The organism is Streptosporangium sp. NPDC020072 (assembly GCF_040631445.1).
In the GTDB taxonomy this organism is placed as follows: Bacteria; Actinomycetota; Actinomycetes; order Streptosporangiales; family Streptosporangiaceae; genus Streptosporangium.
Genome location: NZ_JBEYAB010000003.1, coordinates 415,224 through 431,092 on the forward strand (window position 1 = coordinate 415,224; position 15,869 = coordinate 431,092).

At 71.4% G+C, this 15,869-nt stretch carries 15 protein-coding genes; 9 read left to right on the forward strand and 6 right to left on the reverse strand.

Annotation, left to right across the window (positions count from 1 at the left end; genetic code table 11):
• Window positions 1-119 precede the first annotated feature (119 nt).
• Window positions 120-392, forward strand: coding sequence for a 30S ribosomal protein S20 (rpsT, locus tag ABZ470_RS08345; RefSeq protein WP_352008593.1), 273 nt, complete (start codon window positions 120-122; stop codon window positions 390-392).
• A gap of 153 nt (window positions 393-545) precedes the next feature.
• Window positions 546-1,439, forward strand: coding sequence for an EamA family transporter (locus ABZ470_RS08350; protein ID WP_352008592.1), 894 nt, complete (start codon window positions 546-548; stop codon window positions 1,437-1,439).
• Here ABZ470_RS08350 and holA read toward each other — a convergent pair.
• Window positions 1,436-2,407 carry a DNA polymerase III subunit delta gene (gene holA, locus ABZ470_RS08355; RefSeq protein WP_362910796.1) on the reverse strand — a complete coding sequence of 324 codons (972 nt, stop codon included), beginning with the start codon at window positions 2,405-2,407 and terminating at the stop codon, window positions 1,436-1,438. The genes ABZ470_RS08350 and holA overlap by 4 nt on opposite strands.
• 219 nt (window positions 2,408-2,626) lie before the next feature.
• Here holA and ABZ470_RS08360 point away from each other — a divergent pair, with 219 nt between their 5' ends.
• On the forward strand, window positions 2,627-2,785 hold the full coding sequence (locus ABZ470_RS08360) for a hypothetical protein (protein ID WP_352008590.1): 159 nt from the start codon (window positions 2,627-2,629) through the stop codon (window positions 2,783-2,785).
• Between the two features lie 18 nt (window positions 2,786-2,803).
• On the opposite strand, the gene ABZ470_RS08365 is transcribed toward ABZ470_RS08360, so the two are convergent.
• The 5 genes from ABZ470_RS08365 to hutI all read right to left on the reverse strand — a co-directional run bounded on the left by ABZ470_RS08365 (window position 2,804) and on the right by hutI (window position 9,221).
• On the reverse strand, window positions 2,804-3,718 hold the full coding sequence (locus ABZ470_RS08365; protein WP_362910798.1) for an aminoglycoside phosphotransferase family protein: 915 nt from the start codon (window positions 3,716-3,718) through the stop codon (window positions 2,804-2,806).
• Entirely contained in the window at window positions 3,715-4,143 is a 429-nt protein-coding gene (locus tag ABZ470_RS08370) for a protein-tyrosine phosphatase family protein (RefSeq protein ID WP_362910800.1), read from the reverse strand. Before ABZ470_RS08370 ends, ABZ470_RS08365 begins: the two co-directional genes overlap by 4 nt.
• Window positions 4,144-4,391: 248 nt before the next feature.
• Window positions 4,392-6,794, reverse strand: coding sequence for a ComEC/Rec2 family competence protein (locus ABZ470_RS08375; protein WP_362910802.1), 2,403 nt, complete (start codon window positions 6,792-6,794; stop codon window positions 4,392-4,394).
• Window positions 6,791-7,786 carry a helix-hairpin-helix domain-containing protein gene (locus ABZ470_RS08380; protein ID WP_362910804.1) on the reverse strand — a complete coding sequence of 332 codons (996 nt, stop codon included), beginning with the start codon at window positions 7,784-7,786 and terminating at the stop codon, window positions 6,791-6,793. The genes ABZ470_RS08375 and ABZ470_RS08380 overlap by 4 nt, the downstream gene beginning before the upstream one ends.
• Window positions 7,787-8,012: 226 nt before the next feature.
• Window positions 8,013-9,221, reverse strand: coding sequence for an imidazolonepropionase (hutI, locus tag ABZ470_RS08385; RefSeq protein WP_362910806.1), 1,209 nt, complete (start codon window positions 9,219-9,221; stop codon window positions 8,013-8,015).
• A 702-nt stretch (window positions 9,222-9,923) separates the two neighbouring features.
• Between hutI and ABZ470_RS08390 the strand changes: the two genes are divergently transcribed.
• The 6 genes from ABZ470_RS08390 to ABZ470_RS08415 are packed head-to-tail and all read left to right on the forward strand — an operon-like array spanning window position 9,924 to window position 15,843.
• On the forward strand, window positions 9,924-10,796 hold the full coding sequence (locus ABZ470_RS08390) for an STAS domain-containing protein (protein WP_362910808.1): 873 nt from the start codon (window positions 9,924-9,926) through the stop codon (window positions 10,794-10,796).
• Window positions 10,793-11,176: an STAS domain-containing protein gene (locus tag ABZ470_RS08395; protein WP_362910810.1), complete on the forward strand. Its 384-nt coding sequence runs from the start codon at window positions 10,793-10,795 to the stop codon at window positions 11,174-11,176. The genes ABZ470_RS08390 and ABZ470_RS08395 overlap by 4 nt, the downstream gene beginning before the upstream one ends.
• Entirely contained in the window at window positions 11,173-11,574 is a 402-nt protein-coding gene (locus ABZ470_RS08400; protein WP_352008582.1) for an anti-sigma regulatory factor, read from the forward strand. The genes ABZ470_RS08395 and ABZ470_RS08400 overlap by 4 nt, the downstream gene beginning before the upstream one ends.
• Window positions 11,562-12,572 (forward strand): ATP-binding SpoIIE family protein phosphatase, encoded by a 1,011-nt coding sequence (locus ABZ470_RS08405; RefSeq protein ID WP_352008581.1) that lies wholly within the window; start codon window positions 11,562-11,564, stop codon window positions 12,570-12,572. Before ABZ470_RS08400 ends, ABZ470_RS08405 begins: the two co-directional genes overlap by 13 nt.
• Window positions 12,569-14,269: an ATP-binding protein gene (locus ABZ470_RS08410; protein WP_362910813.1), complete on the forward strand. Its 1,701-nt coding sequence runs from the start codon at window positions 12,569-12,571 to the stop codon at window positions 14,267-14,269. Before ABZ470_RS08405 ends, ABZ470_RS08410 begins: the two co-directional genes overlap by 4 nt.
• Window positions 14,266-15,843, forward strand: coding sequence for a fused response regulator/phosphatase (locus ABZ470_RS08415; protein WP_362910815.1), 1,578 nt, complete (start codon window positions 14,266-14,268; stop codon window positions 15,841-15,843). Before ABZ470_RS08410 ends, ABZ470_RS08415 begins: the two co-directional genes overlap by 4 nt.
• The last annotated feature ends 26 nt before the right edge of the window (window positions 15,844-15,869 follow it).

Consider the following 15,869-nt stretch of genomic DNA (forward strand, 5'->3'; position numbering starts at 1 on the left):
CTACGCCCAGGTTGTCGATTTGAGCGACCACCCGGGTGATTGGTAGCCTATTCAACTGCGTGTGGCGCGCCCTCTCTGCCCGCGCGCCCCACTCCGACGACATTCACCGAGGCTTCTTCGTGGCGAACATCAAGTCCCAGATCAAGCGCAACCGGCAGAACGAGAAGGCCCGGCTGCGTAACAAGGCTGTCAAGTCTTCCCTGAAGACGGCCGTCCGCAAGTTCCGCGAGGCCGCCGACCAGGGCAACGTCGACGAGGCCGTCGTGCTCATGCGCGCCGCTTCCCGCCAGCTGGACAAGGCCGCCAGCAAGGGCGTCATCCACAAGAACCAGGCTGCCAACCGCAAGTCGGCGATCGCCCAGCGCGCCGCCGCCCTCGCGGCCGCCAAGTAATCCAGGGTTCTTCGGAACGCCGTGCCCTACGGGGCGCGGCGTTCTTGTTTTGTTCCCTTTGGGCGGCTCGGAGGGGTTCGCGCGATCACATAGCTTGATGTCGATTAACTCAATGCTAAGTTAATCGACGTCGAGGCTTCTGAAGGAGATCCCGTGCCCTCCCCCCGTGCCGCCCTGGTGGCCGTCACCGCACTCGCCCCGGCGGTCTGGGGCACGACCTACGTCGTGACCACCGTGCTGCTCCCTCCGGAGCGCCCGCTGTTCACCGCCCTGATGCGCGCGCTCCCCGCCGGGCTGCTCCTGGTGGCCGTGACACGCACGCTGCCCCGCGGCGACTGGTGGTGGCGGGCGGCGGTGCTCGGCGGGCTCAACATCGGCCTGTTCTTCCCGCTGCTGTTCCTGTCCGCCTACCGGCTGCCCGGCGGGGTCGCGGCGGTCCTCGGCTCCATCCAGCCGCTCATCGTCGCCGGGCTCACCCGCGCCGTGCTCCGCGAGACCGTCTCGCTCCACCGTGTCGCCGCCGCGATCGCGGCCACCGTGGGCGTCTCCCTCGTGGTGCTGAGGGCCAACGCCGCCCTCGACGTCACGGGAGTCGCCGCGGGTCTGCTCGGCGCGACCGGCATGGCCGCCGGGGTCGTCCTCACCCGTGCGTGGGGCAAACCACCCGGCGTCGGCGACCTGGCCCTCACCGGCTGGCAGCTCACCGCGGGCGGCCTCATGATCGCCCCGGTCGCCTTCGCCGTCGAGGGGCCACCTCCCACGCTGGACGGCGCCGCCGTCGCCGGCTACGCCTGGCTGGGCCTCGTCGGTACGGCCGCCGCCTACAGTCTGTGGTTTCGCGGGGTCGGCCGTCTGGCGCCCCCGCAGGTCTCCCTGCTGGGCACCCTCAGCCCGCTCACCGCCGCCCTGGCCGGTTGGATCGTCTTGAACCAGTCGCTGAGCCCGCTCCAGCTGACCGGTTTCTTCCTGGCGCTGGCCGCGACGGTTGCGGGCCAGCTCCCGGCGTTCCGCCGCGCCCGCCTCTCCTCAACCCCCGACGCGGGCTAACGGCCGGTACGGCTGGCGACGACGATCTGCACCATGTGCTCAAGCGCGTAGGCGGGATCGGCGCCGCCACCCTTGACCTGTTCGTCGGCCGTCGCGGTCGCCTGAAGGGCGCGGGCGATCCCCTCAGGACCCCAGCCGTTCAGCTGCCGCTGTACCCGGTCGACCTTCCAGGGAGGCATGCCGAGGTGACTGGCGAGCTGCCCGCCACGCATGTTGCGCGGCGCCCCGCCGACCTTCGCCAGCGAACGCAGGCCTCCGGCGAGCGCGCTCACCAGCAGAACGGGCGCCGTGCCGGTGGCCAGCGCCCAGCGCAACTGCTCAAGGGCGTCACCCAGGCGCCCCTCGACGGCGGAGTCCGCGACGGTGAATCCGCTGACCTCGGCCCGCCCCCGGTGGTAGCGGGCGACGGCCGCCTCGTCGATGGTCTTGCCCGGCGTGTCGAAGGCGAGCTGGTTGCAGGCTGCGGCGAGTTCCCGCAGATCGTTCCCCACCGCGTCGAGCAGCGCGGCCGCCGCGTCGCCGCCGATGGTGCGCCCCGCCCGCCTCAGCTCCGCCTTGACGAAGGCGAGCCGTTCCGCCGGTTTGGTGACCTTGGCCACGGTGACCACGTGGCCACCGGCCTTCTTGACGCCGTCGACCAGTGCCTTGCCCTTGACCCCGCCGGGGTGGACCAGGACCAGCACGGTGTCCTCAGACGGGTTCGCGGTGTAGGAGACGATCTCCGCGATCACCTCCTTGACGAGGTCCTGCGCGGAGCGGATCACCACCACCGACCTGTCGCCGAACAGTGACGGCGAGGTCAGCTGGGTCAGCTCCCCCGGCTGTACCTTCCCGCCGACCAGGTCGTGGACCTCGGCCCCCGCGTCGGACGCCCGCGCCGCGGCGACCACCTCGCCGACCGCGCGGTCCGCGAGGAGTTCCTCGTCTCCGACTACCAGGGTCACCGGTGCTGGGTTGGTCGCCGCCATGTCCAGCAGCATGCCACGTGCGGCCAGTCGATTGACGCGCTCCCCGGCATGAGTGCCGGAGATTCGGCCTGTGCCACGTGTGCGGCGCCTCCTCGGCCCCCGCTCCGGCGACCCGCGCCGCCCGAGGCGAACAAACCCGAGTATCGATCGACAAGCGATTCGCAACCGATCCGCAGGCGGCGTGCGGCACACTCCAGGTGAACAGAGGAGAGATTCCCAATGAATTCCACCGTCAGCCGTCACACCTGTCCGCACTGCGGCACGGCCCTCGACGAGGGGCCGATCATGTATCGCTGCTCCCCCTGCGGCCGTTCCCTCTACGCCGCCGACATCGACACCGAGTTCCACCGTCCCCTTGAGACCGCGGTCCCGGTCTGACCCGGAGACCCGGCGGGCTCAACGGTAGGCGGACAGGCCGTCCGCCAGTTCTTCCTCGTCCTCGTCCCGGAAGGCGGACAGGGCCTGCTGCAGGGCGAAGGTCCGGCCGATCACGGTGACACGGGCCGCCGTGTCACCGGACCAGCCGCCGAGGGCGAACACCCGTCTCAGGAAGGCCTCGCCGTGACCGGCGCCGATCGCCGCCAGGTCCTCGGCCTGGTCTCCGATCGTGACCTCGTCCCAGTCGACCACCCCGCCGAGCCGGGGCCGTCCATCGACGATCTCCCACAGGACGTTCTCCACACCGAGGTCGCCGTGCACCAGTGCGTCGGTGAGATGCGGAAGGTCGTCGAGGGCCACGAGTTCCCGGTCGGCCCGCCGCCGCCCGTCCTGCGACATGAGCCCGAACAGCTCACTCCTGACATCCTGCGCGAAACACCGCCAGCGGTCCCGGGGCGCCGTCAGGGCGGCCCGCGCCCTCTCGTCCGAACCCGCCCCGGCCAGTGAGGCCAGCAGCGTGACGTACCGTGCCGCCACGGCCTCGGCCACGGCGGGGTCCTTGAGCGTGTCCGCCTCGAGCGGAGCCCCGGGAACACGGCTGAGGACGAGAAAAGGCCATCCGTCCACGTCTCCGGTGCCGTGTCCGAGAAGCGCGTCCCCGGCATCGCCCCCGGGGGCCGATCGCCCGTCCGTGTCCCGGGTGCCGTGTTCGAACAGGGGCGAGGGCGTGACGAACCCGAGGTCGAGTTCCGCGAGCAGCCGCAGCACCTCCACGCGCCGGGGCAGCCGGGAGGCCGCCGCCCTGGTGCGCGGCAGGCACACGACCCGGTCCGCGCCGACGATCACCCGGTGGAACTGCCCTTCGTGAACGACAAGGTCCTCAGGCGCGTCCGGTAGCGGCCAGGCCGGAAGACCGTCGTTCGCCGTCGTCATGGAAATCGGGCCACGTAGCGGCGTTGCCAGGGCGTCTCGACGGCCCCTGCGGCGTAGTGCTCACGAACGTAGGCGACCGCCTCCGCGGCCGGAACCCCGTCCAGCACCGCGACACAGGCCAGAGCCGTGCCCGTACGGCCACGCCCACCGCCGCAGGCGACCTCGACCCGCTCACTTCCGGCACGCTCCCAGACCTCGCGCAGCGCCTCGACGGCCTCCGTCCGGTCGGACGGAAGCCAGAAGTCGGGCCAGCGGAGCCAGCGGTGCTCCCAGCTGACGGCGGGAGGCTGTCGTCCCAGGAGGTAGAGCGCGAAGACGGGTCTTTCCCCCTCGGGAAGCGGGTACCGAAGGCCCCGGCCCCGGACGAGCCGCCCCGACGGCAGTCTCAACACCCCCGGTGCCGTGGCGTCCCATGTTTTGATCATGAAGCAAATCCTAACTCTCCGCCGGGCACGTCGATCGGCGTCCACAGACACCGAGAGCACTCAAGCCGCCCAAGACGCCGGGCCGCCCGACGGCGTCCGAGTCACCCGACGGCGTCCAGGCCGTCCCAGGGCGGCCGAGGCCTCGGGGAACGTCCCAGAGAGCACCGGGATTCCTCGAAGACGTCGGCATCCGCCCGAAGGCGCCCGACTCCTCCGGGAGTATCCGGGCCGAAGGTCGTCCAGAGACGTCACCTCTCTCTGACGACGGCCAGTCCCGCCTCCCGTGCGACCACGGTCAGCGTGCCTGACAGGTCCGTCCGATAGACCCGCATACCGAGCGCCAGCAGCCCGGTGACGGTGGAGGGAGCCGGGTGGCCGTAGTCGTTGCCCGCACCCACGCTGATCAGTGCCGCGCGAGCACCGGTGGCCGCGAGGAAGCCGGGGTCATATCTCGCCGAACCATGGTGGGGGACCTTGAGGATGTCAGCCCGCGGCAGACCTCTCCTGAGCAGCTCGGCCTGCGCCTCGGTCTCGACGTCCCCGCTGAGCAACGCGGTACCGGCCGCCCAGCGCACGTGCAGCACGACGCTGGCGTTGTTTATGGTCGTGCCCTCCCCTCCCCCTGGCGGGGACGTCCCGTCCCACGGTGCGAGGACCGTGAGCTCCGAGGGGCCGAAGCGCCACCGCGTCCCCGGCTGCGCCGTCCACTCGGCGACTCCCCGGCGGGTCAGGTCCGCGCTCAGCCGGACGCTCTCGCGCTCGGCCACATCGCGCGGGGTGACCACGACCGCTCCGACCGGCCGGCCGCGGAAGACCCCGCCCAGGCCGCCGACGTGGTCGAAGTGCGGGTGGGTGAGGACGACGAGCGGGACCTGCCTGACCCCCATGGACCTCAGGCAGCGGTCCATCCGCACGGGATCCGGCCCCGTGTCGACCACCACGGCGCGACCGGGACCCGCGGCGACCAGCAGCGCGTCACCCTGGCCCACATCGCACGCGACCAGCAGCCAGCCTCCGGAGGAACGACGGGTCACGACCGATCCGGCCACGACGACGGCGAGGAGCACCCCGACGGCCACCGCGGCGACCACCCGGCGTGACCACCGGCGCCGCAGCGCCAGCACGGCGAGCGGCGCGGCCACCAGCAGCGCGGCCAGTCCGGCGAGGCCACCGGGCCATGGGAACACCGCCAGGGGAAGGCCCGCCGCGCGTTCCGCCACACCGACGATCCACCCGGTGGCCAGACCCGCGGGACGGGCCAGTAACCGCGCGGCGCCCATGTGCAGCGGCGCGGTCAGCGAGGCGGCGAACCCGAGCAGCGTCGCGGGTGCCACGGCGGGCCCCGCGAGCAGGTTCGCGGGGACGGCGACCGGGGCGATCTGCCCTGACATCAGGACCAGCACCGGGGTGACCGCCGCCTGTGCCGCCGCGGGCACGGCGACCGCCTCCGCGGCCCAGCGGGGCAGTCGCCCGGCGAGCCGGTCCCGCCAGCGCGGCGCGAGCACCAGGATGCCGCCGGTCGCGAAGACCGACAGGGCGAAGCCGTAGGAGCGCGCGAGGCCGGGGTCGAAGAGGATCAGCCCCAGAACGGTCACCGACAGGGCCGCGAAGCCGTCGCGTGCGCGGCCCGTACCGAGTGCCAGGGCGGTGACGCCGCCCATGAGCAGCGCACGGAGCACACTGGGCGAAGGCCGGGCGACGACGGCGAAGAAGACCATGGCGAGAACGGCGAGCGCCGCCCTGAGCGGAAGACGCAGGCCCATGATCCTGGCCAGCGCGACGGCCGCCCCGGCCACGACTGCGAGGTTGGCCCCGGACACGGCCGTCAGATGGCTGAGGCCGGCCTGCTTGAAGTCGGCCTTCACCTGTTCGTCCATCTGGGACATGTCACCGACGACCAGTGCGGGCAGCAGGCCGCGCTGGCCCTGAGGAAGCACCGCGGAGGCCTCACGCAACCCCGCACGGAGCGCTCCAGCGACGCGCTGGACCCACGACGGCCCGCTCAGCACCCGGGGCGGCCCCCGCACCAGCACCACCGCGGCGAGCAGTTCTCCGGGCTCCGCGGGCCCGAACTGCCCTTGTACGGCTACGCGCTGGCTGGGCAACAGGGAACGCCACTCCTCTCCCGTGGCCAGCAAGATCACCGAGGCTCGCAGCCTCACCGCGCCTCCCGGTTCTCCCGCCGTGCCGGACGTCTGCCTGACCACCTCGACGCGTGCGGGCACCACGAAGCCGCTCCTGCGGGAGAGGCCGCCACGCTGGGCGCGTTCCCGGGGGTCGTCCGTCACCACCGCCTCGAACGTCGCCGAGGCCCGCCGCCGGGCCAGCTCGGCCACCGGCCCCGTATCGGCCGCGTGCACGTGGAAGGCGACCACACCGGCTGCTGCCGCCACGCACACCAGCACGGCGAGTGCCACCCCACGCCAGGCCGTACGGCCCCGGGCGCGGATCGCCACCGCCGTCAGGAGCGCGCCGCCGAGGGCGGTCAGAGCCGCGCAGGCCCCGATGGACGCGGGGCAGCCCACGAGCACGAGAGCGGCCATCCACGAGGCGAGGGCGGGCAGGACCAGATGCAGGGTGTGCGCCCGCGCGGGTGTGTCCTGGCCTGTGTCCTGACCGAGGTTCGCGGCCTGCCCGGTCAACCAGGTCATACGTGGACCCTGTCCTTCAGGTCGGCGTACTTCCGATCGCCGATGCCGCTGATCTCGCGTAGTTGCTCGACCCCCCGGAAACCCCCGTGGCCGTCGCGGTACTCGACGATGCGCCGGGCCAGCACCTCACCGACCCCGGGTAGCTGTTCCAGTTGCTGCGGGGTCGCGGAGTTGAGGTCGAGGACGACGGCCGCCGGGTCGGCGGGGACGGGCGTGATCGCGCCGACGGCCCCCGGAGCCCTGGGCACTCCGACGACGATCTGCTCTCCGTCGACCAGCCTGCGCGCGAGGTTGAGGGAGCCCGAGGAAGCTCCTCCGCGCACACCTCCCACAGCCCGGAGCGCGTCGGTGACGCGGGAGCCGCCGGGCAGGGTGACCACTCCTGGGCGACGGACCTTGCCGGTGACATGAACGGTGACCTCGGGGACCCCCGGAGGGCCGGTCCCGGCCCGGACCGCCGTCGTGAGCGGTGCGGAGGGCGGACGGGACACCGGTTCCTGAGAGGCCGGGGACGGACCGACGATCGGTGTGGGCGGCGCGAGGGGCTCAGACTCCGGCCGGGACAGCCACAGGTGGACGCCCGCGACCGCGGCGGCGACGATCGCGACGAGCACGAGGGCTCGCAGCCCGGAACGGCTGAGCCCGAGCACCGGCCCCTGGGCTGCGACGGCCGTACGGAGGGCCTCGAAGGAGGGTGGGAACGGCGGCACCGGGGCCGACCGCAACCAGCTCGCAGGACCGCCTCCGCCCCTGGGACCGCCGTCCGGAGCGGCTTCGCCGTCTCCGCCCGCGGAAGGCGGGTCGTCCCCGAAGGCCACCCCGGCGTATGACGGCCCCGTCCCGCCCCCGGCTTCGGGGAACAGGGCCTCGCGGCCCCCGGGACGCCCCGCAAGCGAGGGGAAGGTGGCCGGTTCGCGAGGGCCCGAGACCGTCAGAAGCCGTAGCCGTGCCCCGGCCGTGAACCGCTCGGTGGCCTGATCTGTTGTCCGCACGCCCAGGACGGTACGGCGACGCCGTGGCCCCTCCGGCCACCGAACGCGGTTCTGGGGAAAACCCCACGTCTCACGAACCGCCTGTGGAAAACCCTTGAGTCGCGCGACGCCGTCCCCCCGTGGGGTCTACGGGGCGGAGCACGGGAAACACGCCCCATGGGAAGAGGCGCAGGAGGTCACCGGTGACCCCGGCCACCCGGCAGGTGCCGGGGGCCGGGGGGAAGACCTACTGGACGGGGGTGCCGCCGCGCCAGACCCGGCGCGGCTTGAGGCCGAACGCCCAGGCGAAGGCACCCTCGTGGTCGGCGTCCCACTGGACGATGTCGGCCAGTCTGCCGGGGGCGAGGACGCCGCGGTCGGGGACGCCGAGCACGGTCGCGCCACCGAGCGTCGCCGCGCGCAGCGCGTCGTTGACGCTCATCCCGAAGGCCGCCACCGCGAGACTGATGACCAGGGCCATCGAGGTGATCCCGCAGTGCCCGGGGTTGTGGTCGCTGCCGAGCGCGACGGTGACGCCCTGGGCGAGCATGCGCCTGACCGGCGGCAGGCTGCCGCGCTGGAGCGCGGTTCCCGGGCAGACCACGGCGGGGACACCGTAGCGGGACAGGATCGAGATGTCCTCGTCGGAGGTGTGGTGCAGCAGGTCGGCCGAGGCGCAGCCGAGTTCGGCGGCGAGCTGGACCGCGCCGCGACGGCTGTAGGCCCCGGCGTGCACGCGCGGCAGCAGACCGACGTTGCGGCCGGACGCCAGGACCCAGCGGGCCTCGTCGGTGGTGAAGTGCCCCTCGTCGCAGTAGACGTCGACGCTGTCGGCACCGGCCGCCGCCGCGTCGGCGCACCAGGCGCCCACCGCTTCGACGTAGTCACGCTGACGGCCGAAGTACTCCGGCGGGACGACGTGCGCGGCGAGGAAGGTGACGTGCACGCGCGGCATCATCGGTTCCTTCTCAAGCTCGCGCAGCAGCCGCACGTCGGCGAGCTCGCCGTCGCGGGTGAGGTGGTAACCGGTCTTGGCCTCGACGGTCGTGGTGCCGGCGAGGAGCCACTCGCGCAGGCGTTCGCGGACGCCGTTGCACAGGGTCCAGGGGTCGGTGCCGCGGGTCACCGTGACGGTCGAGCCGATGCCGCCGCCGGCCGCGGTGATCGCCGAGGAGCTGGAGCCGCCGGAGCGCATGGCCATCTCGGCGTAGCGGTTGCCCGCGTACACCGGGTGGGTGTGGGCGTCGATCAAGCCGGGTATGACCAGCGCACCGCCAAGGTTCTCGACGTGGTCGACGTCGACGATGTCGTCGACCACCCCGGGAACGCTCTGTGGCAGGTCCGCGGCTCGCCCGACCCAGGCGATCCGGTCGTTGTGCACCAGGATCGCGGCATTGCTGCACACATCGTTACCGGTCCAGAGCCGGCCGATGTTGGTCAGAAGGCGGACCGTCATCGCATCACAGCCTTGCACGCAGGGAAGGACATCGGGAGGGACGCCGTTTCCGGAGACGGCAAACCGGCCTGGCGGACGCGGAGCGTCATGCCTGCTGGGTTCGCTGTGAGTCCGGACGACATCGGGGGTCTCCTGCTCTCATCCGCATATCGTTGTGCGGCGACAGTATCGCCGAGATCATGATCAGGCGATTTCAGTTCAGTTACGTTATTTCACAAGTGAGCTCGCTGTACAGGCTAATTGGGAAGAACCACCGCTTCACCGTGGCCACACCCGAACCACCGGCTGCACGGCCCCGTGCGACCTGAACGCATCTGCGCAGCTCAAGCCACTTCTCATCCATCCGTAACAGCGGTCACCGAGGCAACTTGCACCCCAGCTCTCCGCTGGATTTGCCTTATGGTAGCAATCCAAACCTTGCCCGACCACTGTCGCTTTTGGGGCTTTTGTACGATTTTCAGAGACCAATAGTGCACCCCACAAAGCCCCATCAAGGCAAGCTTTTCCATTGAAATAGGACAAGCCATCTATCTAGGCTGTTGGAACCAGGTCTCGGTATCACATCTCTCGAACGTCCGCGAGTCACGCATCGGCGCGAAACCCCTCGCCGGACCGGCGGACCATGCCGGGGGAACCTCTGCCCGGCTCCCAAAACGGACATGCCATGTAGCCTTTCGTGCGAGCCGTCTGTCAGCCGTACGCATGGGAGTCATCTTGTCCGTCTCCGCAGACGCCGGTCGGCGTCGCATAGAACAGCTGCTGCAGGACAACGAGGAGGACATCCTCCGGCGCTGGCAGGAAATAGCGGGTTCCTCCTCGGCGGGCAACGTGGACCGTGCCGCCCTGAGGGGACAGCTGCACGAGTTGCTCCAGGCGCTACGGCGGTCACTCGGTGAGGAGGGCGGCTCCAGCGACCTGCACGGCCTGCTCGCCGAGCTGTCCCGCAGCCGCGCCCGCCAGGGCTTCACACCCTCGGAGACCGCCGTCGTGGTGTTCGGCCTGAAGGAGGCGGTCTACGAGAGCGTGGAGGCGGACGGTTCCCCCGAGGCCCTGCGGGGGTTCATCTGGTTCTCCCGGCTCATCGACGACCTGGGGCTGTTCACCATAGAGAACTACGCCGCCGCCAGGGAGAAGGTGATCGTCGACCAGGCGGAGCAGCTCCTCGAACTGTCCACCCCGGTGGTCAAACTCTGGGAGGGCATCGTCGCGGTGCCGCTGGTCGGCACGCTCGACTCGGCCAGGACCCAGGTGGTGATGGAGAAGCTGCTGCAGACGCTGGTCGACACCGGCTCCGAACACGCCGTCATCGACATCACCGGTGTGCCCGCGGTGGACACCCAGGTCGCCCAGCACCTCCTCAAGACCGTGGTCGCGGCGCGGTTGATGGGCGCGGAGTGTGTGATCTCCGGCATCCGCCCGCAGATCGCCCACACCATCGTCACCCTGGGCATCGAGTTCGGTGACATCGTGACCAAGGCCTCCCTCGCCGACGCCCTGGCGCACGCGCTACGGCGCAGTGGCGTGGAGTTCGCCAGCAGGAAGACCCGCGTCGCCGTACGGACCGAGGAGGGATGATGGACCGCGTCCCCATCCTCAAGCTCGGAGACATCCTGATCGTCTCCATCCAGATCGACCTGCAGGACCAGGGCGTCCTGGCCCTGCAGGAGGACCTGGCCGACAAGGTCGTCGCGACGGGGGCCCGAGGAGTGATCATCGACATCACCGCCGTCGAGATCGTCGACTCGTTCATCGGGCGCATGCTGGCGACCATCGCGGCGATCTCCCGCATGCTCGACGCCGAGACGGTGGTCGTCGGGATGCGTCCCGCGGTGGCGATCACCCTCGTGGAGCTCGGGCTCTCCCTCGGTGGCGTGCGCACCGCGCTGAACCTTGAGAAGGGTGTCGCGCTGCTGAACCATCTCGAAGGCGCCCAGATCGCCACGGCCGCCCGGTGACCACCCCCGCAGAACTGCCCGTCAACGGCAACAGCGACGTCGTCCTGGTACGCCAGCACGTCAGGACCGTGGCCGTGGACGTGGGGTTGTCCCTCGTCGACCAGACCAAGGTCGTGACCGCGGCCAGCGAACTGGCCCGCAACGCGCTGGTCTACGCGGGCGGCGGCCGGGTCCGCGTCGAGATCGTGCACAACGGTCTACGCAAGGGGCTGCGCCTGACCTTCAGCGACGAGGGTCCCGGCATTCCGGACATCGAGCAGGCCCTCACCGACGGATGGACCACCGGCGGCGGCCTCGGGCTCGGGCTCAGCGGCTCCCGCAGGCTGGTCGACGAGTTCGACCTGAAGTCGGCTCCAGGAGAGGGCACGCTCATCACGGTGACGAAATGGGCGAGGTGATCGTCTCCCAGGACGACGTGTGGGCCAGGGCCGAGGACGCCAGCGCCATCGGTTCCCTGCGCCGCGCCGCGGTCGTGCTCGCCGAGAACCGGGGGTTCGACGAGGAGGACACCGGACGGGTCGCCGTGGCTGTGAGCGAGGCGGCCTCCAACCTGGTCAAGCACGCGGTCGAGGGCACCATGCTGATCCGTCCCCACCCCGAGCTCGGCTCGGCGGTCGAGGTCGTCGCCGTGGACCGGGGGCCGGGGATGCGCGACGTCGCCCGCGCCCTGCGCGACGGCTACTCGACGGCGGGAACCCTCGGCATCGGCATGGGCGGCATCGCGCGGATGGCCACCGGCTACGAGGTTCACTCGGTACCGGGACGGGGCACTGTGCTCGGCATGTACTTCACCGCACGTCAGAGCCCCAAACCTGCCTGCCGGGTCAGCGGCGTGACGCGCCCGATCGGCGAGGAGAGCGTCTGCGGTGACGCGTTCGCGGCCTCGGACTCGGGCACCTCGGTGACCGTGATGCTCTGCGACGGCCTCGGCCACGGCCCCGCCGCCGCCCACGCCTCGCGGAAGGCCGTACGGCTGTTCACGGAACACGCCGCCCTGGCGCCCGGGGACATCCTGGAACGCCTCCACCGGGGGCTCGGCCAGACCAGGGGCGGCGCCGTCGCCGTCGCCCGCGTCGACCGGGTCACGGGCACGGTCGGCTTCGCGGGCCTGGGCAACGTCTCCGCCTGGATCGCGGGCCACGACGGCAGGCAGGGCATGATCTCGGTGCCGGGGATCGCGGGCCACCAGGCCAGGACCCTGCGCCAGTACGAGTACACCGCGCCGCCGCACAGCGTGGTCGTGCTCCACTCGGACGGCCTGTCCGACCGCTGGGACATCTCCGCCTACCCGGGGCTCGCCACCCGGGCCCCCTCGGTGGTCGCCGCCACGCTGCTGAGGGACGCGGGCACGCGCAGGGACGACGCCTGCGTGGTGGCCGTGAGGCCCGCTCTGTGAACCGCGGGGGCTCGGTACCCGACGGCGAGGAGCTGATCAGCGTCCCCGTCCGCGACGAGCGGGACGTGTTCGCCATGCGAAAGCTCGGCCGCGACGTCGCCGAGGCCGTGGGCCTTGAGACCCAGGACCAGATCCGCATGGCCACGGCGCTGAGTGAGATCGGCCGCGAGGTGCTGGGCGAGACGACGGAGACGTTCGCCACCTTCCTTCTGGGGCAGGACAGCCTGGTCGTCAGGATCGGCCTGCCCGAGCAGGCCGCCGTCCAGACGGCGGACGGTGTGACGCTGGCGGGGCGTCTCGTCGACGCGATCGAGCTGAGTCCCGCCAGGGGAACGATAAGCATGCTCAAACGGCTTCCTCCGGGCCGGCCGAGGCCGTCGGTCGAGGAGATACGCGCCAGGCTCGCGAAGCTGACCCCCACGACCGCCCTGGACGAGCTGCGCCAGCAGAACCACGAGCTGGCCGCGACCCTGGAGGAGGTCATCCAGCTCAACGCCGAGCTGCAGGAGACCAACCAGGGTGTGCTCGCGCTGTACAACCAGCTCTCCGAGGAGCTTGAGGAGACCAACCGCGGCGTCGTCGCGCTCTACGCCGAGCTGGATGAGAAGTCCGCCCAGCTCAGGGAGGCGAGCGCCGCCAAGGACCGGTTCTGGGCCACGGTCAGCCACGAACTGCGCACCCCGCTCAACTCGATCATCGGCCTGGTGCGGCTCCTGGTCGGCCCCGGCGGGGAGCCGCTGGCCGACGAGCAGCTCCACCAGATCCAGCTCATCGGCTCCTCGGCGGAGACGCTCCTCAACCTGGTGAGCGAGCTGCTCGACATGGCCAAGGCGCAGGCGGGACGGCTGGACCCGCAACCGTCCCAGGTGGACCTGGTCGCCCTGGCCGAACGGCTGCGCATGTCACTGCGCCCGACCGGCGGCAACCGGGTGCGCCTGACGACGCGGATCGCGCACGACGCGCGGGAGATGCTCGTCGACGAGACGATGCTCACCCGGGTGCTGCGCAACCTGCTGTCCAACGCGCTGAAGTTCACCGAGGAGGGCGAGGTCACGCTCGACGTGAGCTTCGACGCCGCGACCCACGAGGTCGTCCTGCTGGTCACCGACACCGGGATCGGCGTTCCCGAGGAGCACCAGGAGCGTGTCTTCGAGGAGTTCTACCAGGTGCCGGGGCCGATCCAGGTCAGGACGAAGGGCACCGGGCTCGGCCTGCCGTACGCCCGCAGGCTGGTCGAGGCGATGGGCGGCACGCTCAGGCTGTCCAGTGTGGCGGGTGCGGGGACGACGGTCACGCTCAAGCTGCCCAGCCGCGACGACGCAATGCCCTCCGTCGGGCGGGTGCTCGTCGCCGACGACGACGCGGAGTTCCGCGCGACCGTACGGCGGATGCTCTCCGGGGTCGCCGCGCACGTCGACGAGGCCGCCGACGGCCTGGTGGCGTTGGAGACGATGGCGGCGAACCCGCCGGACATCGCCCTGGTCGACCTGCTCATGCCCAGGCTGGACGGCGGGGCCCTGCTGCAGCGGATGGCGCGGGACGAGCGGCTGCGGCGGGTGCCGGTCGTCGTGGTCACCGCGGCGGGCTCGCACCAGTACCCGCAGGAGGCGAGCGCGGTCGTCCCCAAGCAGGGCCTGCGCAGGGACAGCCTGCTCGCGGCCCTGCGCCGCGCCCTGGAGCAGGCGGAGGCACGGTGAACCAGGCGCAGGCGAGGGTGCTCGTCGTCGACGACACCCCGACCAAGCTGTACATCCTGTCGAGCTGGCTGCGGCGCGCGGGACACGAGGTACTGCAGGCGACGGGCGGCGTCGAGGCGCTCGCCAAGGTCAGGGAGCTTCGGCCCGACCTGGTCGTCCTCGACGTACGGCTGCCCGACATCAGCGGGCACGAGGTGTGCGAGCAGATCAAGGCCGATCCGGTGACCGCCTCGATCCCGGTCGTCCAGATCTCCGGGGCGGCGATCACCCCGGCCGACCGGGCGCACGGGCTCGAACGGGGGGCGGACGCCTATCTGGCCGAGCCGGTCGAACCCGACGAGTTCGCCGCGACGGTCGAGGCGACGCTGCGCTACTACCGGGCCAGGCAGCGGGCCGAGCGGATCGCCGAACGGCTGGCCGCGCTCACCGAGGTCACCCTCGCGATGAACTCGGCGGACACCTTCGACGAACTCCTCGTCACGGCCGTCGAGGGCACCTCAAGGATCCTCGGCAGGCAGGCGGGCGCTCTGGCGTTGCCGCCCGACGGGCGCGTCCGCAGATACACCGCGCTGCCTCCTGGCTGCGCCGTCTCCCGGAACGTGACCGCGACGACCCTGCCCGCGCTGGACGCCATGTCGCTGGGCAACGCGGCGGGAACCCGGGTCTTCACCGTCCTGGCGAGCGACTGGCTGAGGCTGATTCCCGACGCGGACCTCAAGGGCGACGTGCGGGGGGTGCTCTGCCGTACGAAGGGGGGCAGGCCGCCGGTCTTCCTCGGCGTCGAGGCGACGCCGGAGCTGGGCCAGGACGAGTCGAACGTCCTGCGGCAGCTCGGCCAGGCGCTGGCCCTGGCGCTCGACGCGCTGCGCGCCTACGCCGAGGAGCACGCGATAGCCCTCACCCTGCAGCGCAGCCTGCTGCCCGCCAGGATTCCCGAGGTGCCCGGTCTGGAGATCAGCTGGCGTTACCAGCCCGCGGTGGACAACGTGGAGGTCGGCGGCGACTTCTACGAGGTCCTGCGGCTCGGTGAACGCGTGCTCATCGCGATCGGGGACGTCCAGGGGCACTCCCTGCTGGCCGCGACGGTCATGGCGGAGCTGCGTCACGCGCTGCGGGCCTCGCTCATCGGCACCGTCGACCTGGGCGCGTCCATGGGACTGCTCAACGACGTGCTACGGCGTTATCACCCGGGCATGACCGCGACCGTGTGCCTGACGCTGATCGACCCGGCGACCGGGTGCATGGAGGTCGCCAACGCGGGCCACATCCCCCCATTGCTCATCGGTGACGGCCGGGCCCGCTACGACCGCCTGGGCAATCTCCTGCTCGGCGTGGCCGAGGAGACCTACCGGGTCGACCGGCTGGTCGTTCCCGAGGGCGGGGCGGTGCTGATGTTCACCGACGGCCTGGTCGAGGACCGCGACAAGCTCCTCGACGAGAGCCTGGAGATCGTACGGCAGCTGGCGGACACGGTCGAGGACGACCTCGAACTGTTCTGCGAACGGCTGATCAGGCGGTTCGGCGCCCGGGAGGACGACGTGGCGCTGGTGGTCTTCCGGCGCGGCACGGAGTGAGAGAGCCCCGCCCGCCGGGGAAACGG